The sequence below is a fragment of the Kitasatospora paranensis genome, from assembly GCF_039544005.1.
Classification (GTDB): Bacteria; Actinomycetota; Actinomycetes; order Streptomycetales; family Streptomycetaceae; genus Kitasatospora; species Kitasatospora paranensis.
In genome coordinates, this window is the sequence record NZ_BAABKV010000001.1 from 1,582,015 (window position 1) to 1,608,027 (window position 26,013).

General features: G+C 73.0%; 20 protein-coding genes and 2 pseudogenes. 13 read left to right on the top strand and 9 right to left on the bottom strand.

What is annotated here, in order from left to right; genetic code table 11:
* Positions 1 to 3: 3 nt before the first annotated feature.
* Positions 4 to 1,227, bottom strand: coding sequence for a substrate-binding domain-containing protein (locus ABEB13_RS07970; RefSeq protein WP_345704890.1), 1,224 nt, complete (start codon positions 1,225 to 1,227; stop codon positions 4 to 6).
* Positions 1,228 to 1,450: 223 nt separating this feature from the next.
* Between ABEB13_RS07970 and ABEB13_RS07975 the strand changes: the two are divergent.
* The 10 genes and pseudogenes from ABEB13_RS07975 (at position 1,451) to ABEB13_RS08020 (ending at position 11,688) form a co-directional block, all read left to right on the top strand.
* Positions 1,451 to 2,214: pseudogene (locus ABEB13_RS07975) on the top strand (CoA transferase subunit A).
* 2 nt (positions 2,215 to 2,216) lie between these two features.
* Positions 2,217 to 2,864 (top strand): 3-oxoacid CoA-transferase subunit B, encoded by a 648-nt coding sequence (locus tag ABEB13_RS07980; RefSeq protein WP_345704891.1) that lies wholly within the window; start codon positions 2,217 to 2,219, stop codon positions 2,862 to 2,864.
* 249 nt (positions 2,865 to 3,113) lie between these two features.
* The gene (locus ABEB13_RS07985; protein ID WP_345704892.1) at positions 3,114 to 4,427 is read left to right on the top strand and encodes an extracellular catalytic domain type 1 short-chain-length polyhydroxyalkanoate depolymerase; all 1,314 of its coding nucleotides are present in this window, start codon (positions 3,114 to 3,116) and stop codon (positions 4,425 to 4,427) included.
* Complete coding sequence (locus tag ABEB13_RS07990) at positions 4,424 to 4,840, top strand: fibronectin type III domain-containing protein (protein ID WP_345704893.1); 417 nt, start codon at positions 4,424 to 4,426, stop codon at positions 4,838 to 4,840. Before ABEB13_RS07985 ends, ABEB13_RS07990 begins: the two co-directional genes overlap by 4 nt.
* A 208-nt stretch (positions 4,841 to 5,048) precedes the next feature.
* Positions 5,049 to 6,131 (top strand): lysylphosphatidylglycerol synthase transmembrane domain-containing protein, encoded by a 1,083-nt coding sequence (locus ABEB13_RS07995; RefSeq protein WP_345704894.1) that lies wholly within the window; start codon positions 5,049 to 5,051, stop codon positions 6,129 to 6,131.
* A gap of 916 nt (positions 6,132 to 7,047) precedes the next feature.
* A complete protein-coding gene (locus ABEB13_RS08000; protein WP_345704895.1) occupies positions 7,048 to 8,010 on the top strand; it encodes a pyridoxamine 5'-phosphate oxidase family protein in 963 nt (320 codons plus the stop codon).
* Between the two features lie 232 nt (positions 8,011 to 8,242).
* Positions 8,243 to 9,139, top strand: coding sequence for a slipin family protein (locus ABEB13_RS08005; protein WP_345704896.1), 897 nt, complete (start codon positions 8,243 to 8,245; stop codon positions 9,137 to 9,139).
* An 82-nt stretch (positions 9,140 to 9,221) separates the two neighbouring features.
* A complete protein-coding gene (locus tag ABEB13_RS08010) occupies positions 9,222 to 9,587 on the top strand; it encodes a hypothetical protein (RefSeq protein WP_345704897.1) in 366 nt (121 codons plus the stop codon).
* Positions 9,588 to 9,795: 208 nt separating this feature from the next.
* Positions 9,796 to 10,248, top strand: a complete 453-nt coding sequence (locus ABEB13_RS08015; protein ID WP_345704898.1) for a universal stress protein — start codon at positions 9,796 to 9,798, stop codon at positions 10,246 to 10,248.
* Positions 10,249 to 10,341: 93 nt separating this feature from the next.
* The gene (locus tag ABEB13_RS08020) at positions 10,342 to 11,688 is read left to right on the top strand and encodes a nicotinate phosphoribosyltransferase (RefSeq protein ID WP_345704899.1); all 1,347 of its coding nucleotides are present in this window, start codon (positions 10,342 to 10,344) and stop codon (positions 11,686 to 11,688) included.
* 43 nt (positions 11,689 to 11,731) lie between these two features.
* On the opposite strand, the gene ABEB13_RS08025 is transcribed toward ABEB13_RS08020, so the two are convergent.
* Entirely contained in the window at positions 11,732 to 12,334 is a 603-nt protein-coding gene (locus ABEB13_RS08025) for a CBS domain-containing protein (protein WP_345704900.1), read from the bottom strand.
* Positions 12,335 to 12,756: 422 nt separating this feature from the next.
* Here ABEB13_RS08025 and ABEB13_RS40395 point away from each other — a divergent pair.
* Positions 12,757 to 13,080 (top strand): annotated as a pseudogene (locus tag ABEB13_RS40395) (aquaporin); the annotation flags it as partial.
* Here ABEB13_RS40395 and ABEB13_RS08030 read toward each other — a convergent pair.
* The gene (locus ABEB13_RS08030; RefSeq protein ID WP_345704901.1) at positions 13,017 to 13,511 is read right to left on the bottom strand and encodes a universal stress protein; all 495 of its coding nucleotides are present in this window, start codon (positions 13,509 to 13,511) and stop codon (positions 13,017 to 13,019) included. The pseudogene ABEB13_RS40395 and the gene ABEB13_RS08030 overlap by 64 nt on opposite strands.
* A gap of 251 nt (positions 13,512 to 13,762) precedes the next feature.
* Here ABEB13_RS08030 and ABEB13_RS08035 point away from each other — a divergent pair, with 251 nt between their 5' ends.
* Positions 13,763 to 14,389 carry a hypothetical protein gene (locus ABEB13_RS08035; RefSeq protein ID WP_345704902.1) on the top strand — a complete coding sequence of 209 codons (627 nt, stop codon included), beginning with the start codon at positions 13,763 to 13,765 and terminating at the stop codon, positions 14,387 to 14,389.
* 172 nt (positions 14,390 to 14,561) lie between these two features.
* A complete protein-coding gene (locus tag ABEB13_RS08040; protein ID WP_345704903.1) occupies positions 14,562 to 15,407 on the top strand; it encodes a universal stress protein in 846 nt (281 codons plus the stop codon).
* A 122-nt stretch (positions 15,408 to 15,529) separates the two neighbouring features.
* Here the strand turns inward: ABEB13_RS08040 and pflA are convergent, their stop codons facing one another.
* The 6 genes from pflA to ABEB13_RS08070 all read right to left on the bottom strand — a co-directional run bounded on the left by pflA (position 15,530) and on the right by ABEB13_RS08070 (position 25,803).
* Positions 15,530 to 16,303 carry a pyruvate formate-lyase-activating protein gene (gene pflA / locus ABEB13_RS08045; protein WP_345704904.1) on the bottom strand — a complete coding sequence of 258 codons (774 nt, stop codon included), beginning with the start codon at positions 16,301 to 16,303 and terminating at the stop codon, positions 15,530 to 15,532.
* Between the two features lie 20 nt (positions 16,304 to 16,323).
* Positions 16,324 to 18,612: a formate C-acetyltransferase gene (pflB, locus tag ABEB13_RS08050; protein ID WP_345704905.1), complete on the bottom strand. Its 2,289-nt coding sequence runs from the start codon at positions 18,610 to 18,612 to the stop codon at positions 16,324 to 16,326.
* A 27-nt stretch (positions 18,613 to 18,639) separates the two neighbouring features.
* Positions 18,640 to 21,330 carry a bifunctional acetaldehyde-CoA/alcohol dehydrogenase gene (gene adhE, locus ABEB13_RS08055; protein WP_345704906.1) on the bottom strand — a complete coding sequence of 897 codons (2,691 nt, stop codon included), beginning with the start codon at positions 21,328 to 21,330 and terminating at the stop codon, positions 18,640 to 18,642.
* Positions 21,331 to 21,554: 224 nt separating this feature from the next.
* Entirely contained in the window at positions 21,555 to 22,415 is an 861-nt protein-coding gene (locus ABEB13_RS08060) for a universal stress protein (RefSeq protein ID WP_345704907.1), read from the bottom strand.
* 139 nt (positions 22,416 to 22,554) lie between these two features.
* Positions 22,555 to 23,373 carry a universal stress protein gene (locus ABEB13_RS08065; RefSeq protein ID WP_345704908.1) on the bottom strand — a complete coding sequence of 273 codons (819 nt, stop codon included), beginning with the start codon at positions 23,371 to 23,373 and terminating at the stop codon, positions 22,555 to 22,557.
* Positions 23,374 to 23,406: 33 nt separating this feature from the next.
* On the bottom strand, positions 23,407 to 25,803 hold the full coding sequence (locus ABEB13_RS08070; protein ID WP_345704909.1) for a phosphoketolase family protein: 2,397 nt from the start codon (positions 25,801 to 25,803) through the stop codon (positions 23,407 to 23,409).
* Between the last annotated feature and the right edge of the window lie 210 nt (positions 25,804 to 26,013).

Consider the following 26,013-nt stretch of genomic DNA (forward strand, 5'->3'; position numbering starts at 1 on the left):
CGGTCAGCCCTTCATGGTCTTCACGGGCGGAGCGACCGTCGCCAGGGGCTCGGTGGCGACCAGCGAGGCAGTGGTGCCGGTGAGCTTGGCCTGGAACATCGGCTGGAGCAGGGCGTGGTCGGCGGCCCGGATCTGCTCCTGGCCCTTGACGCCGTCGAAGCTCCAGCCCTCCAGGGCCTTGATCATGGCGTCGGTGTCGGTGCCGTTGCCGGACTCAATGGCGTGCACGACCATCTGGGCCGCCGTGAAGCCGTCCGGGGTGAACAGGTCCGGGGTGCCTCCGGCCTTGGTGACGCCGCTGGTCATCGCGGTTTCCACCGGGTTGTTGCCGCCGGCGCCCGGGAAGTAGTGGGCGAGGAAGGAGATCTTGCCACCGGCCGCGCCGAAGACCTTGTTCGCGGCGGTCCCGCCCATGCCGGTGACGACCTTGCTGGAGTCCAGCACGCCCTGCTGGTCGAGGGCCGTCCACAGTGCGGGCGCCGTCGCACCGGCCCAGGCGACGAACACCAGGTCGGGTCCGGCGGACTTCACCTGCTGCGCGAACGGCGTCAGGTCGGCGGCGCTCGGCGGCGCCAGGACCGAACCGACGGTGGCGCCGCCGCCGCCCAGCACGGCCTTCACCGCGGCGACGTTGGCCTGGCCGAACGCCGTGTCCTGGGCGAGCACGGTGACCTTCTTGCCCTTGACGTCGCCCAGCATGGTGCCCGCGGTGAGGATGTCCTGGTAGGACTGCCGGCCGGAGCGGAAGGTGTACCGGTTGATGCCGGTGATGGCGTCGGTCGCAGCCGCACCGCTGATGTACAGGGTCTTGTTCTGTGCTGCCAACGGCGCCATCTGCAGGGCAACGCCGGAGTCCGTGGTCCCGGCCAGGATCGTGGTCCCCTTGCCGATCAGGTCCTTGGCCGCGGCGACCGCCCTGGCGGGTTCGCCGGCGTCGTCCTGCTCGGTGACCTCGATGGGGTGGCCCGCCGCCTTGCCGGTGCCGTGAGTCGCGTAGTCGAGACCGGCCTTGAAGCCCTGCTCGAACTGCGCGCCGTAGGGGGCCAGCAGCCCGGTGCGGGAGTAGACCAGGCCCACCTTGACCGGGGCGCCCGACGTCGCGGCCGCCGACGGAGCCGAGCCGGCGGTGCCCGCCGCGGCGCATCCGCCCAGCAGGGCGGTGGCCGCGAGGACCGAGAGAGCGGTCAGGTGGCGGTGTCCGATGGTGCCTCTGCTGGCAGAACTCATGATGGCCGGCTCCAGGTGTCGTGAGTCAGTGAGGGTGGGGTGGTGATTGCCAGAACCTAGGAGCAGGGCGGCGGCGCCGGTATGTGGGTGCCATCCCTATCCCTGCACCGGCGGGTGTGACCGACCGACATGGACAGCCCCGCGGACGGTCGGGAGGGTGAGAACGCCCAGCTCCCGGCTACCGGGGCGGGGCACCGATCGATCCCACACGAGAGGCAACGGTATGGACAAGGTGGTGGATTCGGCGGCGCGGGCGGTCGCGGACGTTCCCCACGGGGCGACGCTCGCGGTCGGCGGCTTCGGCCTCTGCGGCATCCCCTCGACGCTGATCGCGGCACTGGCCGAGGCAGGCACCTCGGACCTGGCGGTGGTCTCCAACAACTGCGGCGTGGACGACTGGGGCCTGGGCCTGCTGCTGCGGGCCGGCCGGATCAGCCGGATGACGTCGTCGTACGTCGGCGAGAACAAGGAATTCGCGCGGCAGTACCTCACCGGCGAGCTGGAGGTCGAGCTGACCCCGCAGGGCACGCTGGCCGAACGGCTGCGCGCCGGCGGAGCCGGGATCCCGGCGTTCTTCACACCCGCCGGGGTCGGCACCCTGGTCGAGGAGGGGGCCTGCCCTGGCGGTACGCCACCGACGGGTCGGTGGCGGTGGGTTCACCCCGCAAGGAGGTCCGGGAGTTCGGCGGCCGCCGCTACCTGATGGAGGAGTCGATCACCACCGACTTCGCTCTGATCCGGGCCGCGGTCGCGGACCGCCACGGCAACCTGGTGTTCCACTCCGCGGCACGCAACTTCAATCCGCTCTGCGCGATGGCAGGCCGGGTCACCCTGGTCGAGGCCGAGCGGATCGTGGAACCCGGCGAGATCGCGCCCGACGCCGTCCACCTGCCCGGCGTCTACGTCGACCGGATCATCGCCGCCGACGCCGACGACAAGCGCATCGAACGCCGCACCGTCCGCCCCGCCGTCCCGCAGGAGAACTGACCATGGCTCTGACCCGTGACCGCCTCGCTGCCCGGGCCGCCCGCGAACTGCGCGACGGACAGTACGTCAATCTGGGCATCGGCCTGCCGACCCTCGTCCCCAACCACCTGCCGGAGGGCATCCACGTCGTCCTGCACTCGGAGAACGGCATCCTCGGTGTGGGTCCCTACCCGTTCGCGGGCGACGAGCACCCGGACCTGATCAACGCCGGCAAGGAGACCGTCACCGTCCAGGCGGGAGCCTGCTACTTCGACTCCGCCGCATCCTTCGGGATGATCCGGGCCGGGCGCATCGACGTGTCCATCCTCGGCGCCATGCAGGTCTCCGCCTCCGGGGACCTGGCCAACTGGACCATCCCCGGCAAGATGGTCAAGGGCATGGGTGGCGCGATGGATCTCGTTCACGGCGCCCGCAGGGTGGTCGTGGTGATGGAGCATACAGCGCGCGACGGTTCGCCGAAGATCGTCCGCGAATGCAGCCTGCCCGCCACGGGGCGCGGTGTCGTCGACCGGATCATCACCGACCTCGCCGTCATCGACGTGACCGCCGACGGCCTGCGCCTGGTCGAACTCGCCGAGGGCGTGAGCGTTCCGGAGGTGGTCGCGGCCACCGGGGCCCCGCTGCTCCTGCCCGTGGGTGCGGAGGCCTGAGCCGGGTGGCAGCTTCAGGTCCACCGGCCGTGATCCGGGCAGGAGGCCGGGAACCGGAGGCAGTGCCATGGCAGCCCGCTCCATGACGACTCCGCCAAGAGTGGACAGCGCACACATGTCGCCCACCCGACAGTCGGCCGCAGGCTACGCCCAGAGGTCGTGACCGCCGACACCGTGCCGGGCGCCAGATGTGCCCCTGGGGGCGCGGGCGGTTCACCGACCCGTGCTCACTCCCCCACCCAGGAGTACATGATGGTGCGTTCACCGAGAAGACACGACGTCAGGGCCCGCATCGCGCGGCGCTGGACCGCCCTCGCCGCCGGCGCCCTGCTGCTGGTCGGAGGGGTGGCCACGGCCACCCCCGCCAGTGCCGCCGGCCTCACCCAGGTCAGCAGCTTCGGGTCGAACCCGGGCAGTCTGAACATGTACAGCTACGTGCCCGCCGGTCTGCCGTCCAACGCGCCGCTCGTGGTCGCCATGCACGGCTGCACGCAGAGCGCCACCGACTACTACACCAACTCCGGCTGGGCCAAGTACGCGGACATGTACAAGTTCGCGCTGGTCTTCCCGGAGCAGCCCTCGCTGACCAACCCGATCAGCAAGTGCTTCGACTGGGGCACGCCGTCGAACGACAGCCGCGGCCAGGGTGAGGCCCTGTCGATCTACACCATGGTGCAGTACGCCGAGACCACGTACCACGTCGACCCGAGCCGGATCTTCATCACCGGCCTGTCCGCGGGCGGCGGCATGACCTCCGACATGCTCGCCGCCTACCCGGACGTGTTCGCGGCCGGATCCATCGACTCCGGCCCGGCCGCACAGTGCTCCACCAGTGGCATCACCAACACCAACTGCACGTCGGGCACCACCAGCCACACCCCGCAGCAGTGGGGCGACCTCATCCGCAATGCCCACTCCGGCTACACCGGGCCGTACCCGCGGGTGGCGATCTGGCAGGGCAGCTCCGACACCACCGTCAATCCGGCGGAGCTGACCTACAGCAGGGACGGCTGGACCAACGTCTGGGGCATCGGCCAGACCCCGTCCAGCACCCAGACCCTCACCGGCGGCACCACCCAGAGCACCTACAACGACGCCACCGGCAAGCCCGCGGTGGTGACCTACGCGGTCTCGGGCATGGCACACGGCCTGGCCGTCAATCCCGGCTCGGGCACCGATCAGTGCGGGACAACCGGCACGTACTACATCAACTCCATCTGCTCCAGCTACTACACCGCCAAGTTCTTCGGCCTGGACCAGAGCGGCCCCGCCGCGCCGACCGGCCTGGCCGTCACCGGCACCACGGACACCGGCGCCTCGCTGAGCTGGAACGCCGTGGCCGGCGCGACCGGCTACGCCGTGTACCGCAACGGCACCCAGGCGAACACCTCCGCCGTCACCGGCACCACCTACACCGACAGCGGCCTCACCGCAGGCACCACCTACAGCTACACCGTCGCCGCCCTCGACTCCGCCGGCACGGTCGGCACCCGGTCCGCCCCCGTCAACGCCACCACCACCGGCACCTCCCCCGCCTGCCCGCCCCGACCGCCCTCACGGTGACCGGCACCACGGACACCGGCGCCTCGCTGAGCTGGAACGCCGTGCCCGGCGCGACCGGCTACGCCGTGTACCGCAACGGCACCCAGGCGAACACCTCCGCCGTCACCGGCACCACCTACACCGACAGCGGCCTCACCGCAGGCACCACCTACAGCTACACCGTCGCCGCCCTCGACTCCGCCGGCACGGTCGGCACCCAGTCCGCCCCCGTCAACGCCACCACCGCGGCCGCAGCCGCCTGCTTCACCGACAACAACTACAACCAGACCGTCGCCGGTCGTGCCCACCAGAGCGGCGGGTACGTCTACGCCAACGGCTCGAACCAGGCCATGGGCCTGTGGAACGTCTACACCGTCCACACGCTGAAGCAGACCGGCACCAACACCTACGTCGTCGCCGACGGCCAGTGCTGACCCGCCGCCGGAGCCCCGCCGCCCCGAACCTCCCGTAGCGGCGACGCACCGTGCCGAGGGACCGGCTAGACCGGCCCTCGGCACGGTGCGCGCGTCACCGCTGCGCCGCCCGTGGCCGCAGCACCGCGCCGGTGCGGCGGTGCGGGCCGGGCACGGGCCACCGTGGCCCACCGGGAACGGGCAGCCGCCGCACCGTACCGTGGCTCACGTGGTGGATGACACGAACGGAACGGACGGCGCGGAGGCTCGCCCGCCCGGACCGCCGCCCGTCCGGGCCCGGCACCCGGCGTGGTGGCTGGTGTCCGCCGTACTGGTCGCGGCCGCGGTGGTCTTCGCCCTGGACCGGCGGCACGACCTCGCGTCAGCCGTCCACCTGATCTCGATGGTCCGGCCGACGCGGTTGCTGCCGGCCGCCCTGTTCGAGGTGCTGTCCCTGGCCTGCCTGGCGGGACTGCAGCAGCGGTTGCTGAGGATGGGCGGGGCCCGGCTCGGATTCGGCCCGATGATGGCCCTGGTCGTGGCGGCCAACGCCGTGGCCGGAGCGCTGCCCGGCGGCGCTGCCTTCGCGGCGGCCTGGCTGTTCGAGCAGCTGCGCCGCCGCCGCGTGTCCCCCGTGCTCGCCGGGTCTGCCCTCGCGGTCGCCGGCCTGATGTCCGCTCTCACGCTCTTCCTCCTGCTCGTCGCAGGCGTCCTGGTCAGCGGTACGGCAGGGCCGGGCGGCCTGCGCGCCGCCGTCCTGTGGCTCGCCGCCGTCCTCGCCGTCCTGACGGCCACCGGGGCCGCCGCCTCCCGGTTCGCCCCCGCGCGGCGATGGGCATGGCGGCTCTGGCGGCGCCTCGGGCTGCGCTCCCGGCGGATGTGGACCATCGAGGACGAGCTGTCCCACCTCGTCCGCCACGTGCGGGAGCGCCGGCCCGGCGTCCGACCCTGGCTGACGCCACTGGCCCTGGCGCTGGGCAACTGGCTCCTCGACCTGGCCTGCCTCGCCGCCTGCGCGTGGGGGCTGGGCATCACGCTGCCGTGGCGGGGCACCTTGGTCGCCTACACGCTGACCCAGATGACAGGTGCCCTGCGACTGACACCCGGTGGGCTGGGCATCGTCGAGACGAGTCTTGCCGGGCTCCTGGTCCTCTACGGGCTGAGGGCCGACCAGGCCATCGCACTCACCCTGCTGTACCGCGCCGCGAGCTACTGGGCCCTGCAGCCGATCGGCTGGGCGAGTTGGGTCGGCCTGACGCTCACCGCACGCCGCCGGGGTCCGGGCAGTCCCGGCGGGGCGAGCGCGAGCTGAGTTGCCCGCCGCCGATCGCCCTCCACCGGTGGAGCCCCTGCCCGGGGGCAGCCCACCCGCCCCGGCCCCTCCTGACCGCGGAGCCAAAGGAGTGGGAGTCCGTGACCGGTGTCGCAGACCGCATCGCGGAGCTGTCCGGATCAAGGCCAACAGGCTGCTGGACCGGGCTGAGGATCCGAGGAAGCTACTGGACTTCGCCCGCACTCAGCGGCCGGTGCCCTGCGGCGGGGCGGCCGGAAGGCCGGAGGAGCAGGCGCAGCGGGCGTTGGCCGACGGCCGGGAGGACCTGGCCCGTGCGGCACTGGCCAGGCGGGCCGGTATGCGCGGCCAGGTGGCCCCGCTGGAGGAGGAACCGCTGCTGCGGACCGCCCCCGCACCCCGTGCCCCGACCGCTCGGGGCGCGTCCTGGTGCCGGCACCGTCCGCGCCGCGGCCGGGCCGGGCAGGTTCCGGACCCGTGAGGTTGTCGTCGCCCACCGCGGGGCCCCTGCTGCGACGCGCGCGCCGGCCGGTCCGTGGCGTCCGGTCCCGGCAGACCGGCCGGCTCCGCCTCCTTCACCACCGCCGTTGTCACCAACCGTCACTTCCCGGTCCCACCGCCCCGCAGGCAGCTGCCTCGACCGTCCGAGGTGCGGCCGGTGCCGCCGGTGCCAGGCTGGAAGTGGTACCGCCACCGGAGCGTGGGCGGCCGGCACGGGCCGCCCGGACGGCGGGGGTTCACCGCGTCCTCCACCACCGGCCTGGTGGGACACGCCGGGCTCGGCGCCTGCCCGACCGGGCGAGGGCCGCCCGGCCTCACCGAGGCCGCCGCGCCGGCTCTCCCCCGGCCGGCGACCCCGCCTGCTCGACCGGATGCCACCTGATCCGCTCGTCGACCGGCACCACACTCCAGCCCGAAGATCATCTGGGAGACCGCCATGAGAGCCGTCATCGGAGACCACGTCATCGTCGAAGGCAGCCGCCCCGGCGTGCCGCGGCGGGACGGAGAGGTGACCGCGCTGCACCGACCGGACGGCGAACCGCCCTGGGAGGTCCTGTGGTCGGACACCGGGCACTCCACCCTGTTCTTCCCCGGTCCGGACAGTCGACTGCGCCACGTCACCCGCCACGGCCCGAAGAGCGAGGCGCCGCGGCCGTCCGACCGGCCACGCACCTCCGCGAAGGCCGGGCGGAGCGGGCCGGCCGGGCCCGGCAAGCCCGCCGCCGGTCCGGAACGGGCCGGGCCGAGCGACGCAGGCGACCTCGGCAGACGCGTCGCGCTGCGCCGCGAGCAGCTGGGACTCGGCCGGGAGGAGACCGCGGTGCGGGCCGGCATGGCGGTGCCGTACCTGGAGTACCTGGAAACCTCGCCCGCCGACGTCGAGGCGGGAGCGCTGGCCAGGCTGGCCGCCGTACTGAAGACGACGGTCACCCAGTTGCTCGGCGGCGGACTCGACCTGCCGCCGGGCCGAGCGAGCGCCGCCGCGCACCCGGTGCTGGAAGAGCTGGCCCACTCCGAATGCTGGGAGCGCCTGTCCACCGACGGGGTCGGCCGGGTGGCCCTGAGCACCGCGACGGGTCCCCTCGTCCTCCCGGTCAACTACTGGGTGCAGGACGGCACACTGATCTTCCGCACGGCTCCCGAGGGTCCGCTTGCCGCCGCCGTCGGCCGGCGGGTCGCCTTCGAGGTCGACCGGATAGACGAGGTGCTGCGCACCGGCTGGAGCGTGCTGGCCACCGGTGGCGCCCACCGGATCGACGACCGGCCGGCGCCGGCCCACCCGGAACAACGGGACAGGCCGTCACCCTGGGCAGGCGGCGAGCGCGACCTGTGGATCAGGATCACACCGACCGAACTCAGCGGCCGCGTGATCCGTACCGCCGACGACCCGACGCGGTGACGCCGCCCGGCCACGTGGCCCCGCCCGCCGCCGACCCGTCGGCGCCGGAGATCCTGCACCGGGGTGGGCCGGTCGCGACGGGAGCAGGCCCGTTGGGCCCTGTCGCCGGCACGGGCCGCGGGGGCAGGCTCGCGGTAGGGCCGCAGACCGGTCCCGTGCCTCCCGTCGCTTGCGCGGCGACGACGTCCCGGACCTGCCCGCTGTCGCGGGTCGGCCGTCGGAGGGAGCTGACATGACCGCTGTGATCGCCGTCCTGGTGGCGCTCGTCGTCCTTGTCCTGATCGGGCTCGCGATGTCGATCCGCATCGTCCGCCAGTACGAGAAGGGGGTCGTCTTCCGGTTCGGCCGGATCATCGGAGCACGTGAACCGGGGCTGCGCCTGATCATCCCGTTCGCCGACGTCATGCACCACATCTCGCTGCGGATCGTCACCATGCCCATCCAGTCCCAGGGCATCATCACCCGCGACAACGTCAGCGTGGGCGTCTCCGCAGTCGCGTACTTCCGCGTCGTGGACGCGGTCAAGTCGGTCATCGCCATCGAGAACGTGAACTCCGCGATCAACCAGATCGCCCAGACGACCCTGCGCAAGGTGGTCGGCCGGCACACCCTGGACGAGACGCTCTCCGAGACCGACCGCATCAACCTGGACATCCGCCGGATCCTGGACGTCACCACGACCGAATGGGGCGTGGAGGTCACCCTGGTCGAACTCAAGGACATCCAACTGCCCGACACCATGAAGCGTGCGATGGCCAAGCAGGCCGAAGCCGAGCGGGAGAAGCGAGCAAAGATCATCAGCGCCCAGGGAGAGACCCTGGCCGCCGCCGCACTCGGCGAGGCCTCGGACACGATGATGGCCCACCCGCTCGCCCTCCAGCTGCGCAACCTGCAGAGCCTCGTCGAGATCGCCGTCGACAGGAACAGCACCGTGGTGTTCCCCGCACCGCTGATGAGCACCATCGGCGAACTCGGCTCCTTCCTCGCCCGCGAGGCGGCCGCCGCCGCTTCCGCACCACAGCTCCCGCCGGACGCACCGGACACCCCGGTCCCGACCAGGCCCGTTCACCGCCCTGCGGCCGACCCCGTTCCCGTACCGGCGCCCAGCGGGGTGGCCGGGACTCCCTAGGCGTCGCCGTCCCCTGCCGCCGAGGGCACGAGGGCGTTCGTCGGCGACGGGGGAGCGCATCGCACGGAAGGCTCACGAGAAGATGACGCAGCCGTTCCACCCACCGCGCCACGGGCCGCACCGCCTCGTCGAGCACTGGAGAGCCGCAGCGGCCGACCGCCGCGCCAGGGCCGCCGCCCGCCGGTGGCAGCACTCCGGCGCCGAACCGCGCTGGGCGCGCAGCGATCTGCCGGCCCGACGACTGCTCGGAAGGATCTTCGCGCCGTTCTTCCTGCTCGCCACCGTCGTCCTCACCCTGCTGGCAGCGAACGCGCTCCCCGCACCGAGCGCCGACCGTGCGTTCTACACGGGCCTCGCCGTGCTGTGCGCCGTGTGCACCGTCGTCGCGGTGATCGACCTGATCGTCATCCGGCGCCGGATGGCAGAGCAACGACGCTGGCACCGCTGAGGACGGAGCCGATCGGTCCGCCGGACTCGGGCTTCCGCCCGGTCCGCGTGCGAATCCGCCGCAGGAGAACGATCCTGCAGGAGGGCGGGCGTCGCCCGGCGATGCCGACACAGCTCCGGCCGTACCGCCCGGAGCACCCGCCACCGAGCGCCCCTGTCGAGCGACGGCCTTCGGAGTTCGTCGTCGGCCTGATCGGAAGGACGAGGCCATGGCCGAGGAACCGGCTCTTGAGGGAAAGATCGTCGTCGGGGTGGACGGTTCGGAGCATTCGAGAAGGGCTCTGCGTTGGGCTGTTCAGCAGGCTGAGCTCACCCACCGTGTGGTGGAGGCGGTGATGGCCTGGGAGCCGCCGTTCTCCGGGTGGGGCAGCGCTGTCCCGGTCGGCGAGGAGGCGCATCTGGGGGAGGCGGCGCGGAAGGTCCTGGCCGAGAACGTCGAGAAGGTGGCGGGCCCGCAGCCGCCGGTGGACATCCGGCTCAGGGTCGGGGAGGGAACTCCGGCCTGGGTCCTGCTCGGGGCCGCCCACGAGCAGGCGTCCCTGCTGGTCGTCGGACATCGCGGCCTCGGCGGCTTCGAAGGCGCCCTGCTGGGCTCCGTCGGGCAGTACTGCGTCCAGCACTCGCCCTGCCCGGTCGTCGTCGTCCGCAGCGCCGGAGACTGACCGCCGTCGCGGTCCTCCCGTGGGCCCGGCCGCGTCACGGATCACGGGCACGCACACCGCAGTCCACGGTCCTGCCATCAGGAGGTCGAGCCGATGTCGACTGCCCAGGTCACCGATCTGTACGAGGTGGCGATGGCGCACTCGTACCTGCGGGAGCGGATGACCGCTCCGGCGACGTTCGACCTGGTCGTCCGCACGCTCCCGCCCGGCCGCGGCTTCCTGGTCGCCGCGGGCCTGGAGCCGGTGCTGGACTTCCTCGCCGGGATGCGTGTGGACGAGGAGGACGTCGCGGCCTTCGCCGCCGCCCTCGGCCGGCCGTACCGGGACTTGGAGCCGCTGCTCGGACTGCGGTTCACCGGCCGGGTCCGGGCCGTGCCCGAGGGTCGCATCGTCCTCCCCGGCGAGCCCCTTCTTGAGGTGACGGCACCGCTGCCCGAAGCGCAGCTGGTGGAGTCGTTCCTGCTCAACCAGGTGTGCCACCAGACGGCCGTGGCGTCCAAGGCCGCGCGGTGCGTGATCGCGGCGGCCGGGCGGCCGACGGTGGACTTCTCGCTGCGCCGCACCCACGGCGTGTCGGCGGCCGACCAGGCGGCGCGGCTGGGCGCGCTGGTCGGCTTCGCCGGCACGAGCAACGTGGCGGCCGCCCGCCGCTACGGCCTGCGGGCCGTCGGCACGATGGCCCACTCGTACATCGAGGCGTACGGTGACGAGGCCGAGGCGTTCAGGGCCTTCGCCCGGGCCCATCCCGGCCCGGTGACCTTCCTGGTGGACACCTACGACACCGAGGCCGGCGTCGCGGTCGCCGCCCGGGTGTTGCGCGAGCTCGGGCTGCACGAAGGCTGCGCGGTGCGACTCGACAGCGGCGACCTCGGCGCACTCGCCGTCTCCGCCCGCCGGATCCTGGACGAGGCCGGGCTGCCAGAGGTGCGGATCACCGCCAGCGGCGGCCTGGACGAGTACGCCGTGGACGAGCTGGTGCGCAGCGGAGCTCCGATAGACCTGTTCGCCGTCGGAACGCTGGTCGGGGTCGCAGCCGACGCGCCGTACTTGGACGCGGCCTACAAGCTCGTCGCCTACGACGGCCGGCCGATGATGAAACTGTCCACCGGCAAGGTCACCGCCCCGGGGGCCAAACAGGTCCACCGCGCGCCCGGCTTCGCCGACACCGTCGCGCTGGCCGCCGAGCCCGCACCGGCGGGCACCCGGCCACTGCTGGCGACCGTGATGGCGCACGGACACCGCACCCGCCCCGCCCGGTCGATCGCCGCGGCCCGGGCCACGTTCGAGGCCGATCTCGCCGAACTCCCGGACGCCGCCCGCCGCATCGACGACCCGCGTGCCCCGGTGCCCGCCGTCTCCGCAGGACTGCGATCGCTCACCGACGAGGTCCGCCGATCGATCGAGGCGCGACAACGCACGGATCGCGAGCCGGACCGCTGAGCGCGCCGGCCCCATCCGCGGCGGGCGGCGCCGGAGACGCGTGTCAGTCCGGCGCCACGAGCCCGACCTCGGCGTCCACCACCCCCGGGACGGCACGCACCAGTCGTTCCATGACCGGGAGTGCCGAGGCGTCGGGCAGCGTCCCGCTCAGCGTGATCCGGCCCTCCTCCGCACGGACATCGACGGCCGACGCATCGTCCGGTCCGAGCACGGCGAGGAGTTCGAACCTCACCTGTCGGGCGAGGTCCTCGTCGGTGCGGAGATGGATCTTCAGGAGGTCGCTGCGGCTGACGATGCCCACCAGGCAGTCCTCGGCGTCGACCACCGGGAGCCGCTTGAAGCGGTCGCGGGCCATGGCCCGGGCGGCCTCGGCGGTCGGGCTGGTGACATGGACGGAGACGGCGGGCGCCGACATCAGGTCGGCGGCGGTCAGCCCGTCGGTATCGCCCTTCTCGCGGTCCTCCGCCGCCAGCAGGTCTGCCTCGGACACCACGCCCACCACCCGGCCGTCGCCCGCGAGGACCGGGACAGCGCTGACCTTCCACTGCTGCAGGGTCTCCAGGATCTCCCGGAAGGTCGCGCCGCGGCCGACCGCGACCACCGCGTGGGTCATCACGTCACCGACGGTGTTCCACTGACTGGTCATGGTGTGCTCCAAGACTTCCGACGCGGGCCGGGCCGCGGAGGGGTCCGTCCTCCCACTGTCCGCCCGACCGGAAAGGCCCGAACAGGGCCTTTCGGTCCTGCCGCCGGGGCCGATGCAGCCCTCGACGACGGGGATCGACGCGGGGTCCGGGACTCCGCGCAGGCCGGCGTCGTCAGCGGCCGCCCCGGGGACGGCGGTCGCGGGCACCGGCACCGCCCGCCCGCCCGGGTGCGGGCCGCCGGCGGTGGTGGCCGCGGTGGTCCGCGCCCGGGGCCGGGCCAGGAGGACGAGCGCGGGCGGTCTGTGCCGATGTCGTCCAGCAGTCCGGACATCGTCAGGCAGGGCGGCAGCCGGCGCGCTGCGCGCGCTCCTCGGGGCAGCGGGGCACGTGGGCGCCGGCCGGACGGTGGGCGGGCCCCGCGAGCGGGGCGTCCATGAACCCGGCCAGGAGCCTCGCCCCGGCGCTGCTCGGCGGAAGCGGTGGGCCCGTGTGGATCCACCTGCTCGGCCTCCCGGTCGGCGCGGTGCTCGCGGTGCCGCCGGCATGGGTGCTGCGCGGACTTCCCAGCGTCGAGGCCACCCGCGCCGCTCAGGGCACCGACGGGACGGACCTGCACGACATGCCGTCGTCCGGTTCCCGACGGACTCGGTCGGGGGTGGGCGCCCCATGGATGACGGTTCGTCAGGCAGCTTGCGGGGCCCGGACCGGTGCGGCCGGCACCGCGGCTGCCCTGTCCCGGGGGTGACGGACGACGACCACCGGGCACGGCGCGTGCTGCACGCAGTGCTGCCCGACCGACCCAAGGAGCGCACCGGTGAATCCGCCGTGCCCACGGCTGCCGACGACGAGCAGTTCGGCGCCCCGGGCGGCGTCGAGCAGGCCCGGGGCGGCACCGGCCTCGACGACCCGCGGACGGATCTCGACCGGGTGGTGGGCCTCCGTCGCCGCCGCGATGCTGTCGTCGAGCACCTTGCGAGCGAGCCCGGCCAGGTCCTCGTCCGCCGCGATCGGCACCGTCCAGCCCGTGGCGACGGGGTACTGCCAGCAGGCCACGACCTCGACCGCCGCGCCTCGCACACGGGCCTGCTCGACGGCCCATCGCAGTGCGTCGAGCGAGGACGGCGAGCCGTCCACGCCCACGACGATCCGCGGCATCGTCCTGGTCCGGTCATCCATCGTCGGTCTCCCTCGTCGTGTCGGTGTCCCAACCCTCGGCGTCCTGGGCGTGGTGACGAAGGGCCGAGGGGGCCACAGTCCCGGGACCTTCAGGCCAGGGGACTCGCCGCTCGTCCCCTCCGGCGCGGAACAGACGCCCACCGGCCCGACGATCGGGACCTTCGGCACCAGACCGGCCGAGCCGCACCGGAGCAGACTCGACCACGACAAGAACGCTTCCCCAAAGGCGAATTGACAGAGGAGACCGCATCATGGCCGTCCACCACACACACGCTCCCCGCCTCGCGCACCGACTCGGCGCCGCACTCCGGCACGCCGCCGTACGGCCCGCCCCGGTCGCTGCCGCCGACCCCGCGCTGCCCGCCGCCGCGGCACGGGCGCTGGCCACCGCGCGGGTCGGCCTCGGATTCGTCTTCCTCTGGGCCTTTCTCGACAAGGCCCTCGGCTGGGGCTACGCCACCCCCAGCGCCCGGTCATGGGTCGACGGCGGCTCCCCCACCAAGGGTTTCCTGAGCCACGTCTCCGCCGGCCCCCTGCAGTCCGTCTTCCACCACATGGCCGGCCAGACCTGGGCCGACTGGTCGTTCATGCTCGGCCTGCTGGGCATCGGCCTGGCCCTCGTCGGCGGTGTCGCCCTGCGGATCGCCGCGCTGGGCGGGTCGCTGCTGATGGCCCTCATGTGGGCCGCCGAATGGCCGCCCGCCCGCCACCTGGCCGACGGCACGGCGAGCGGCTCCAGCAACCCCGTCGCCGACTACCACCTCGTCTACGCCCTGCTGCTGATCGCCGTCGCCGCGACGGGCGCGGGCAGCACCTGGGGCGCCGGCCGCCGCTGGGCCGAACTGCCGATCGTCCGGGACCACGCCTGGCTCCGCTGACCGGCCCGGCACCTTCGTGGCCGACGGCGACCGTCCTGGTCGCCGTCGGCCACGTGGTGCTCCCGGGCCGACGGGCCGGAACCGGCGGGTCCACGAGGACCGGCCGCCCGAGGACAGCGGCCCGACCGCACGACAACAACCCCGGAAGACCTTGACGGAGAGGACGACGGACATGACGGTCCGGTGCGTGGTGGCGGCGGTGGACGGATCGCCGCAGAGTCTCGGGGCGGTCGACTGGGCCGCCGACGAGGCGTGGCGTCGACAGGTGCCGCTCAGGCTGGTGCACGCCTGCCTGTGGGAGCGGTACGAGCGGGGGACCGAGGACGAGGACGAGCCGCTGTCCGTCCGTGCGGAGGTCCGGCAGCTGATCTCCGCGGCCATGACGAGGGCTGCCGAGCGCCGGCCCTCGGTGGAGACCGTGCCGGAGGTCGTCCCGGGGGACGCCGTGTCCGCACTCCTGGGGCTGGGCGGCCCGGCCCCGCTCCTGGTGCTGGGTCACCGTGGCCGCCGGGGACTCGCCGGGCCGCTGCTCGGCCCGGTCGGACGACGGGTGGTCGCAGCGGCCGGGCACCCCGTGGCGCTGGTCCCCGATGAGCCGTCCGCGCCGGCGGGCCGGGTGGTCCTCGCGGTGGACGAGGACGGAGAGGCCACCGCCGCCGCTGCCGGATTCGCGGTCGCCGAGGCGCGGCTTCGGAGCGCGGAGCTGGAGCTGGTGCACGCCTGGCGGCGCGGCACCCTGCGGTCCGGCACCAAGGTCCCGATCGCCGGCGCCACGCCGGAGGAACGGGCCCGGCGGCTCATGGCCGACCTCGCCCTGCCGGGCGCCGACGGGCTGACCGTTCACCGGCACTCGCGGCGGGGGCGGGCGGTCGAGGTCCTGCAGGACGCGGCCGCCGGTGCCGGCCTCGTCGTGCTCGCGGCGCGGCGGCACTCCCCCGGCAGGCTGCAGCCCGGCCGGATCTGCCGTGCGGTGCTGCAGCGGGCCCGTTGTCCGGTGCTCGTGGTGCCGGTCGGCTGACGGTACGTCGGTGACGCCGCGCGTCAGCAGTGCGCCGTCCGCATCCCGGGGATGCGGACGGCGAAACCGTCCGGCCACGCTGCAGGCGTTGCCCGCCTGCAGCGTGGCCGGCCGGGTCGGCCTCACACCGTGCGGAGGCCGTGGGCCACGAAGATCGCGCGGGCGGCGTCCAGCTGCTCGGGGGTGGGCGCCGGCGTTCCCTCCAGGGGGAAGCGCCTCCCCTGCGCCGAGTACTTGGCGGACCCCAGGGTGTGGAAGGGCAGGACGTCCACCCGCGAGACGTTGCCGAGGGAGGCTGCGAACGCCGCGACGCCCTCGATGTTCGCGGGGTCGTCGGTGAGCCCGGGAACGAGCACGAACCGGACCCACACCTCCTTGCCGAGGTCGGCCAGCCGCCGGGCGAAGTCCAGGGTGGGTTCCAGCTGTTGTCCCGTGAGCCGCAGGTAGAGGTCGCGGTCCCAGGATTTGATGTCCAGAAGGACGAGGTCGACGTCGGCGAGCAGGCCGTCGTCGACCCGCCGGCCGAGGAACCCGGAGGTGTCCAGCGCCGTGTGCAGTCCGAGTTCGTGCTTGAAGCGGTGGAACAGCTCTCCCGCGAAGGCCGGTTGGAGCAGCGGCTCGCCGCCGGTGACGGTGGCTCCGCCACCGGCGGCCCGGATGAAGGGGGTGAGTTTCGCGGCTTCGGCGATCACGGCATCCGCGCTCGTGCGGGTGCCGTTGGACATCCGCCGGGTGTCCGGGTTGTGGCAGTAGAGGCAGTCCAGCGGGCAGCCCGCCAGGAAGACGACGAACCGGGTCCCGGGGCCGTCGACGCCGGTGGACACGTCCCAGGAGTGCACCGAACCGGTGACGCCGGGTGGCCCGAGCGGGATGGTGGTGCCGAGCATGACGGCCATGGGTGGTCCTCCTGAGCCGGCTAGAGCGAGCCGTGGAAGGTCCGGTTGACCACGTCGAGCTGCTGCTCGCGGGTCAGCCGGACGAAGTTGACGGCGTAGCCGCTGACCCGGATGGTCAGCTGCGGGTACTTCTCCGGGTGTTCCATGGCGTCGAGCAGAGTGGAGCGGTCGAGGACATTGACGTTCATGTGGAAGCCGCCGACCGCCGTGAAGCCGTCGAGCACTCCGGCGAGGTTGGCGATCCGCTCCTCGGGGGTGCGTCCCAGGGCGTCGGGGGTGACGGTGTTGGTCAGCGAGATGCCGTCCTCGGCGTGCTCGTAGGGCAGCTTGGCGACGGACAGGGCGCTGGCGACGTAGCCGTGCCGGTCGCGCCCGTTCATGGGGTTGGCGCCCGGGGAGAACGGATCACCGGAGCGGCGGCCGTCCGGGGTGTTCCCGGTCTTCTTGCCGTAGACGACGTTCGAGGTGATGGTCAGGACGGACTGGGTGTGCTCCGCGTTGCGGTAGGTGGGGTGCTTGCGCACCTTCGCCATGAACCGCTCGACCAGCCCGACCGCGATCGCGTCCGCCCGGTCGTCGTTGTTCCCGTAGGCCGGGTAGTCGCCCTCGACGGCGTAGTCGGTGACGAGCCCGGTGGCGTCCCGGACGGGCCGCACCGTCGCGTACCGGATCGCCGAGAGCGAGTCCGCCGCCACCGCGAGCCCGGCGATCCCGCAGGCCATGGTGCGCCGGACGTCCCGGTCGTGCAGCGCCATCTCAAGGCGCTCGTAGGCGTACTTGTCGTGCATGTAGTGGATGACGTTCAGTGCGTGGACATAGGTCTCGGCCAGCCATTCCATCTGCCGGTCGAACCGGTCGAGCACCTCCTCGTAGTCGAGGACCTCCGAGGTGATCGCGCCGGTCTCCGGGCCGACCTGCGTGCCGGACATCTCGTCCCGGCCTCCGTTGATCGCGTAGAGCAGCGTCTTCGCGAGGTTGACCCGGGCACCGAAGAACTGCATCTGCCGGCCGACCGCCATGGCGGACACGCAGCAGGCGATGGCGGTGTCGTCGCCGAAGCGCGGGCGCATCAGCTCGTCCGACTCGTACTGGATGCTGGACGTCGCGATCGATGTCGCGGCGCAGAACTCCTTGAATCCTCGCGGGAGTTCCGGGGACCAGAAGACCGTCATGTTCGGCTCCGGCGCCGGACCCAGGTTGTGGAGGGTCTGCAGGTAGCGGAACGAGGTCCGGGTGACCAGTGGGCGGCCGTCCTCCCCCATGCCGCCGATGGACTCGGTGACCCAGGTCGGGTCGCCGGAGAAGAGCTGGTCGTACTCGGGGGTCCGCAGGAAGCGGACGATCCGCAGCTTGATCACGAAGTCGTCGACCAGCTCCTGGGCCTCGCTCTCGGTCAGCCTCCCCGCGCAGATGTCCCGCTGGAAGTAGACGTCGAGGAAGGTCGAGGTGCGGCCCAGCGACATCGCGGCGCCGTTCTGCTCCTTGACCGCCGCGAGGTAGGCGAAGTACAGCCACTGCACGGCCTCGCGGGCGCTGCGCGCGGGCCCGGAGACGTCGTAGCCGTAGGCGGAGGCCATCTCCTTCAGCTCGTGCAGTGCCCTGATCTGCTCGGCGAGTTCCTCCCTGGAGCGGATCACCTCCTCGATCCGGGCCGGGTCGTCCGGCAGGGCGTTCAGCGTGTCCTTCTCCCGGCGTTTGACGGCGATCAGCCGGTCCACGCCGTACAGGGCGACGCGCCGATAGTCACCGATGATCCGGCCGCGCCCGTAGGAGTCCGGGAGGCCGGTGATGATCCCCGCCCTGCGGGCCGCGCGGATCTCGGGGGTGTAGGCGTCGAAGACCCCGGCGTTGTGGGTCTTGCGGTACTGGGTGAAGATCTTCTCGAGCTCGGCGGAGACGGGGTAGCCGTAGGTCTCCAGGGCGCCGGCCACCATCCGCCACCCGCCGTTGGGCATGATCGCGCGCTTGAGCGGCGCGTCGGTCTGCAGGCCGACGATCAGCTCCCGGTGCCGGTCGATCCAGCCCGGCGCATGCGCCGTGATGCCGGAGGGAATGTCGTGGGACACGTCGAGGACACCCTTGGCGCGCTCCTCGGGGAACAGCGCGCTCACCTGCTGCCAGAGCGCCGTGGTGCGCTCGGTCGGGCCGGCCAGGAAGGCGGCGTCGCCTTCGTACGGGGTGTAGTTGCGCTGGACGAAGTCCCGGACGTCGACGCTCTCGCACCACCGTCCGCGCTCGAAGCCGCGCCAGGCACTGCTGTGGACGGTGTCGTCGGCCTCGTCGAGGCGCTCCGTGTACGGTGCGGTCATGTCCCTGCTCCTCACGTGCGGGGGTGGTCAGGCCGGGTTGCCGCGGAAGGCGCGGCGCATGATCTGCTGCATGTCGTCGAGCATCGGCATGCGCGGGTTGGCGGGGGCGCACTGGTCCTCGTAGGCGTTCATCGCCTGCTGCGGCAGGGCTGCCAGGAAGGCCGCCTCGTCGACCCCGGCCTCCTTGAACGAGCGGGGGATGCCGACCCGGTCGCGCAGTTCCTCGACGGCGGTCGCCAGCGCCGCAACGCCCTGCTCCGGGGTGTCGGCGGGCAGACCCAGCATCCTGGCGATCGCCTGATAGCGCTCGGGGGCGACGTAGCTCCGGTACTTGGGCCAGCCCGTGACCTTGGCCGGCTCCGTGCCGTTGTAGCGGATCACGTGCGGCAGGAGCAGTGCGTTGGTGCGGCCGTGGGCGATGTGGAAGGTCGCCCCCAGGGTGTGCGCCATGGCGTGGACGACCCCGAGGAAGGCGGAACCGAAGGCCATTCCGGCGATGGTGCCGGCGTTGTGCATCTTTTCGCGGGCGACCGGGTCGTTCGGGCCGTCGGACACGGCCCGTTCGAGGTTCTCGAAGATCAACCGGATGCCCTGGAGCGCCAGGCCGTCGGTGAAGTCGTTGGCGTAGACCGAGACGTAGGTCTCGATGCAGTGGGTGAGCGCGTCGAAGCCGGTGTCGGCCGTGACGTCGGGCGGCAGGTGGGTGGTCAGCGCCGGGTCGCAGATGGCCACGCTCGGGGTGAGCGCGTAGTCGGCGAGCGGGAACTTCTGGCCGGTGGCGGTGTCGGTGATGACGGCGAACGGCGTGACCTCGCTGCCGGTGCCCGAGGTGGTCGGGATGCAGACCAGCCTGGCCTTCTCGCCGAGGTCGGGGAAGGTGAAGGCGCGCTTGCGGATGTCGAAGAACTTCTCCTTCAGGTCGGCGAAGTCCACCTCCGGGTGCTCGTACATCAGCCACATCACCTTGGCCGCGTCCATCGGCGAGCCGCCGCCGAGCGCGACGATGGTGTCGGGCCGGAAGGCGCGCATCAGTTCGGCGCCCCGGCGCACCGTGTCGATGCTCGGATTGGGCTCGACGAAGTCGACCACCCGCACCTCGACCGGCTCGCGGCGGCGGTCGAGGATGCCGCGGATCCGCTCCAGGTGGCCGACCTCCACCATCGTCCGGTCGGTGACGACGACGATCCGGTGGGCATTCGGCATGTCGGCCAGGTACGTGACGGAGTTGCGCTCGAAGTAGATCTTCGGCGGTACCTTGAACCACTGCATGTTGGTGTTGCGCCGCCCGATCCGTTTGATGTTGACGAGGTTGAGCGCGGAGACGTTGCCGGCCACCGAGTTGTGGCCGTAGGACCCGCAGCCGAGGGTGAGCGAGGGCATGAACGCGTTGTAGACGTCCCCGATGCCGCCCTGGGAGGACGGGGCGTTCCAGATGATCCGGCACGCCTTCACCGCGTGGCCGAACTCCTCGACGAAGGCGGCGTCCGCGGTGTGCACGGCCGCCGAGTGGCCGAGCCCGTTGAACTCGACCATGGCAGCGGCCAGTTCGATTCCGGCCCGGCGCGAGTCCGCGGTGAGCACGGCCAGCACCGGGCAGAGCTTCTCCCGGGTCAGCGGCTCGGACGGCCCGACTCCGGCCGCTTCCACCAGGATCACCGAAGTGTCGGCGGGGACGGTGAAGCCGGCGGCCTCGGCGATCTGCGGCGCGGAACGGCCCACCACGGCAGCGTTGAGGCGGTCCCCGGCGCACGCGGTCCCCTCACCGGCACCGAACAGGTGACGCTCCAGCAGGGCCTTCTCCTCACCGGTGGCGAGGTGGGCCTTCAGCCTCCGGAACTCCCCGAGCGCGGCGTCCCGGATCTCGGCGTCCAGGATGACGGCCTGCTCGGAGGCACAGATCATGCCGTTGTCGAAGGACTTGGACAGCACGATGTCGTTGACCGCCTGCCGGAGGTCGGCACTCCGCTCGATGTACGCGGGCACGTTCCCCGCGCCGACGCCGAGCGCGGGCTTGCCGCAGGAGTACGCGGCCCGCACCATCGCGTTGCCGCCGGTGGCAAGGATGGTGGCCACGTCCGGATGGTCCATCAGGGCCTCGGTGGCCGCCATCGACGGCTGGTCGATCCACTGGATGCAGGACGCCGGGGCGCCTGCCGCGACGGCGGCGTCCCGCACCGTCCGGGCCGCCTCGGCGGAGCAGCGCTGGGCCGAGGGGTGGAAGGCGAAGACGATCGGATTGCGGGTCTTGAGCGCGAGCAGGCACTTGAAGATCGTGGTGGAGGTCGGATTGGTCACCGGGGTGATACCGGCGACCACACCGACCGGTTCGGCGATCTCCACGATGCCGTCGATGTCGTCCCGTCGCACCACGCCGACCGTCTTCGTCCGGGCCATCACGTGCGTGACGTTCTCGCAGGCGAAGACGTTCTTGACGGCCTTGTCCTCGAACACTCCGCGCCCGGTCTCCTCGACCGCCATGACGGCGAGTCCGGTGTGCCGGGCCAGCGCGGCCAGGGACGCCTTCCGGACGATGTGGTCGACCTGCTCCTGGGTGAAGGAGGCGTACTCGGCCAGCGCGGCGGTCGCGCCGGAGACGAGCCGGTCCACCGCGTCGGACACGGCAGGGACGGCCGGGTCGGCAGGGGTCCCGATGCGCGGCTCGGCAACGGCACCGGATGCGGGTTCGGCGCTCTTCGCGGTCTGCGGGCGGCGGGGCATGGTGGACCACCTTTCGGGTCGTTGTCCGGGATGGGGCGCCTGGTCGTCGGCGCCCGTCACACAGCCTTGCGCTGTCGTGGCGTTGAGGGGTCCGCCGGTCGGGACCGGGCTTCGGGCCGAAGGTCCCTTGTTCACCGTCGGCCGGTCCTGCGGTCCACCGCGGCGGCCGACCGTCCGGGTCGGCCGTCACGGTCCGACCCGGGTCGCCGCCGGATCGCCGCCGTTCACTCGTGCGGGACGACGGCGACCGGGCAGCGCGAGTGGTGGAGGACGTCGCGGGCCACCGCCCCGAGGCGGGGCGCGGCCATGGGGTGCCCGGGTGCGCGCCGTCCCAGGACGACCAGGGACGCTCCGCGCGAGGCCTCCAGCAGGGCCTCGGTCGCACCACCGCTCGCCACCTCCGCGCGGGCCGGGACATCGGGGAACTTCTCCCGCCAGCGGCTCAGGGCATCCTGGAGGTGCACCAGCCGGTCGGCCACCAACGACTCCCTGATCGCCTGCTGATCCAGCGGAGCCTGCGTCACGTACGGGCCGGCGGAAAGGGTGCGGGCCTCCACCGCCCGCAGGACGGCGCCGACCCGCGCCGCCTGGTCGAAGGCGAAGCCGAGCACCGCGTCGCAGGGCCGGTCTCCCTGCACGCCCACCACGATCTCGCCCCCGGCTCCGGCCGCACCGTCGTACCCCGCACGGACCAGGACGACGGGACACCGGGCGTGGGCCGCCGTACGGAGCCCGACGGAGCCGGCGAGCAGGCCTGCGACCCCGCCGCGGCCGCGGGAGCCGAGGACGAGCAGGCCGTCCCGCTCCCCCGCGGCGGCCAGCACGTACGCGGGGCTTCCGGCCATGCGCTCGCAGGCAATCTCGAGTTCCGGCCGCGCCGCCGCGATCCGGTCGCGGATCGCGGCCACGGACTCCGGCAGTCGGGCCGCCTGACGCCCGGTCCGCGCGGGCGCACCGCCGTCCGCGTCCGCGACGTGGACCATCCGCAGGCCCCGTCCCGTCCGGCCGGCCTCTTCCGCGGCCCAGCGCGCGGCGGCCGCGCTCTGCGCCGATCCGTCGATCCCCACCACTACCGCGTGACGCATGGTCGTACGCTCCTTCGTGTCGATCGGCCGCGGGCCCACCGCGCGCGACCGCTGTCCTTCGGAACTCTCCGTCTCTGCCCGCGTCCCGGCCCAGGGGCCGTTCAGCCCCGCCGCGGCCCGAAGGTCCCGGCGCCGGGGTTCAGAGGCCCGGGACGAGGGCGACCGGGCAGGTGGCGTGGTGCAGGACGGCATGGGCCACGGGGCCCAGGCGCCCGGTCGTGGCGACGGGCCCCCGTCCGAGGACGAGCAGCCGGGCCTTGGCGGATGCCTCGACCAGCAACAGCCCCGCGCCCGCGGGTTCGGACTCCTCGACGACCTCGACCTCCGGGTGCGCGGCCTTCCACGGGGCGAGGACGGCACCGAGCAGAGCGGCCTCCGCCTCCCGCCCGCCACCCCGGCCGGTCGGCCCCGCCGCCGGGAAGGCGTGCAGCACCCGCAGCGGCAGGCGCCGCCGACGGGCGGCGTCGAAGGCGAAGTCGAGCACCGCAGCGCCGGGACGGCGGGCATCGACCGCGACGGCGAGGTGATCCCGGAGCCCCTCGTCCGCCGCCTCCACCGGGAGGAGCACGGTCGGACAACCCGCCCTCGCGGCGACGTGCAGGGCGGTGGATCCGACCCGCAGCCCGGCGAAGCCGCCGTCGCCGCGGGCCGCCAGGACCAGGAGTTCGGCGTCCTCGGCGGCGGCCACCAGCGCGGCCGTGGCGATGTCGTGGACCTCCTCGGTGTGCGCGCGCACCTGCGGGTGGCGCACCGCGAGCACGTGCCGGACGTGGTGGAGCAGGGCGCTCCCGTCGAGCGGCAGCGTGGTGGCCCCGACGGGCAGCAGGTGCGGCATCAGGGGCAGCGCGTGCAGGACGCGCAGGGGGCGGTCGCGGAGGGCCGCCTCGGTCGCGGCCCAGTCGGCGGCCGCCAGGCTTGCCGTGGAGGTGTCCACTCCGACGGCGACGGGCAGGTCCATGGTGCTCAGCTCCTTCGGCGGTGTCCCGGCGGGTCAGGATCCCCAGGTCCAGTCGGCGACCTCGGGCAGGTCGGTGCCGTGCTCACGGATCCAGGCGTGGTGCCGGGACCGGGTGTCGGCCATCTGCCGGCGGAGGTCGGCGGCGCGGACGGCGAGGCCGGGGGTGCGGTCGATGACGTCCATCACCAGGCGGTAGCGGTCGAGGTCGTTGCGGACCACCATGTCGAACGGGGTCGTTGTGGTGCCGGACTCCTTGTAGCCGCGCACGTGCAGGTGCGGATGGACCGTGCGGCGGTACGCAAGGCGGTGGATCAGCCAGGGGTAGCCGTGGTAGGCGAAGACCACCGGCCTGTCCCGGGTGAACAGGGCGTCGAACTCGTCGTCCGGCATCCCGTGCGGATGTTCCTCGCTCGGCATCAGCCGCGTCAGGTCCACCACGTTGACCACCCGGACGGCCAGGTCCGGCAGATGACGGCGCAGCAGGCCGGCGGCGCCGATCACCTCCTGGGTGGGGACGTCGCCGGCGCAGGCGAGCACCACGTCCGGGTCGAGTCCGCCGTCGTCCGTGCCGGCCCACTCCCACCTGCCCGCTCCGCGCGCGCAGTGGGCACGGGCGTCGTCGAGCGGGAGCCAGTCGAAGCAGGGCTGCTTGCCGGCGACCACCACGTTGACGTGGTCGCGGCTGCGCAGCACGCCGTCCGCGACGGCGAGCAGGGTGTTGGCGTCCGGCGGGAGCCAGACCCGTACGACCTCGGGGCTCTTGTTGAGGACGTGGTCGACGAAGCCCGGATCCTGGTGCGAGAAGCCGTTGTGGTCCTGGCGCCAGACGTGGGAGGTGAGCAGGTAGTTGAGCGAGGCGATCGGGGCCCGCCAGGGGATCCGCCGGGTGGTGCGCAGCCACTTGACGTGCTGGTTCACCATCGAGTCGACGATGTGCACGAAAGCCTCGTAGCAGGAGAACAGGCCGTGCCGGCCGGTCAGCAGGTAGCCCTCCAGCCAGCCCTGGCAGGTGTGTTCGGAGAGGATCTCCATCACCCGTCCGTCGTGGGCGAGGTGCTCGTCGGTGGGCAGGGTGTCCGCCTGCCACGCCTTGCCGGTGGCGCCGTACACCGCCTGCAGGCGGTTGGAGGCGGTCTCGTCCGGACCGACCAGCCGGAAGTCCCGGCGCTGCGCGGTGTCCGCCATCACCTGCTCGAGCAGGCCGCCGAGCACGCGGGTCGGTTCGTGCAGGGTCACCCCGGGCTTGTCGACCGGTACGGCGTACTGCTCCAGCCGCGGCAGCGGCAGGTCGCGCAGCAGCAGGCCTCCGTTGGCGCGCGGATTGGCGCCCAGGCGGCGGGTCCCTTCGGGGACGCAGGCCAGGACCTGCTCGGTGGGCCGGCCGTGGGCGTCGAAGAGTTCCTCGGGCCGGTACGAGCGCATCCACGCCTCCAGCTGGGCGAGGTGGGCGGGGTTGTCCCGGACCTGGTCCAGGGGCACCTGGTGGGCGCGCCAGGTGCCTTCGACGGGGACGCCGTCCACCTGGGCGGGGCCCGTCCAGCCCTTGGGGGTGCGGAGCACGATCAGTGGCCAGGTCGGGCGGTCCGTGCAGCCGTCCTGGCGGGCGGCCCGCTGGACGGCGGTGATCCGGTCGAGTGCGGTGTCCACGGCTGCGGCCATCGCCCGGTGGACGGCCATCGGGTCCGTGCCGGTGACGTACAGCGGTTCGTGGCCGTAGCCGCGCAACAGGGCGTCGAGCTCGGCCTCGGGCAGCCGGGCGAGCAGCGCAGGATTGGCGATCTTGTATCCGTTGAGATGCAGGACCGGCAGCACGGCCCCGTCGTGCACCGGGTCGAGGAACTTGTTCCCGTGCCAGGAGGCCGCCAGCGGACCGGTCTCCGCCTCGCCGTCGCCGATCACACAGGCGACCAGCAGACCGGGGTTGTCCAACGCCGCGCCGTACGCGTGCGAGAGCGCGTAGCCGAGCTCCCCGCCCTCGTGGATCGATCCGGGTGTCTCGGGGGCGACGTGGCTGGGTACACCGCCGGGGAAGGAGAACTGCCGGAAGAGCGCGGCCATGCCGGCGGCGTCGCGGGTGATCTCCGGATAGGTGTCGGTGTAACTGCCGTCCAGCCAGGAGTTGGCGAGGACGGCGGGGCCGCCGTGGCCGGGGCCCCAGATGCAGATCGCGTCCAGGTCGCGCTGCTTCACCGCACGGTTGAGGTGTGTGTGCACCAGGTTGAGGCCCGGTGAGGTGCCCCAGTGGCCGAGCAGCCGGGGCTTGATCTGCTCGGGGGTCAGCGGCTCCCCGAGCAGCGGGTTCGTCAGCAGGTAGATCTGGCCGACCGCCAGGTAGTTGGCGGCCCTCCAGTGCGCGTCGAGGGTGCGGAGCTCCTGATCGGACGGCGGTGCGGACGCCGGTGCGGACGCCGGCTGGGGGTCGGTGGGCATCGCGATGGTCTCCTCGGACTCGTCGGGCGGAACACCACTGAGGTCTGACTTATCGTCACGCTCCGGATGCGGCCGCGCACAGGGCCGACCGGGCCAGGTTGCGGCGGCACGCCCTCGGGACCTGCGGCCCTGCTCCGGAGGCTGCCCGGCCCCTGTCCGCCGCACCCCGACGGGCGAAGGCTGGCCCTACCCGCCGATCCGTGCGGGTGC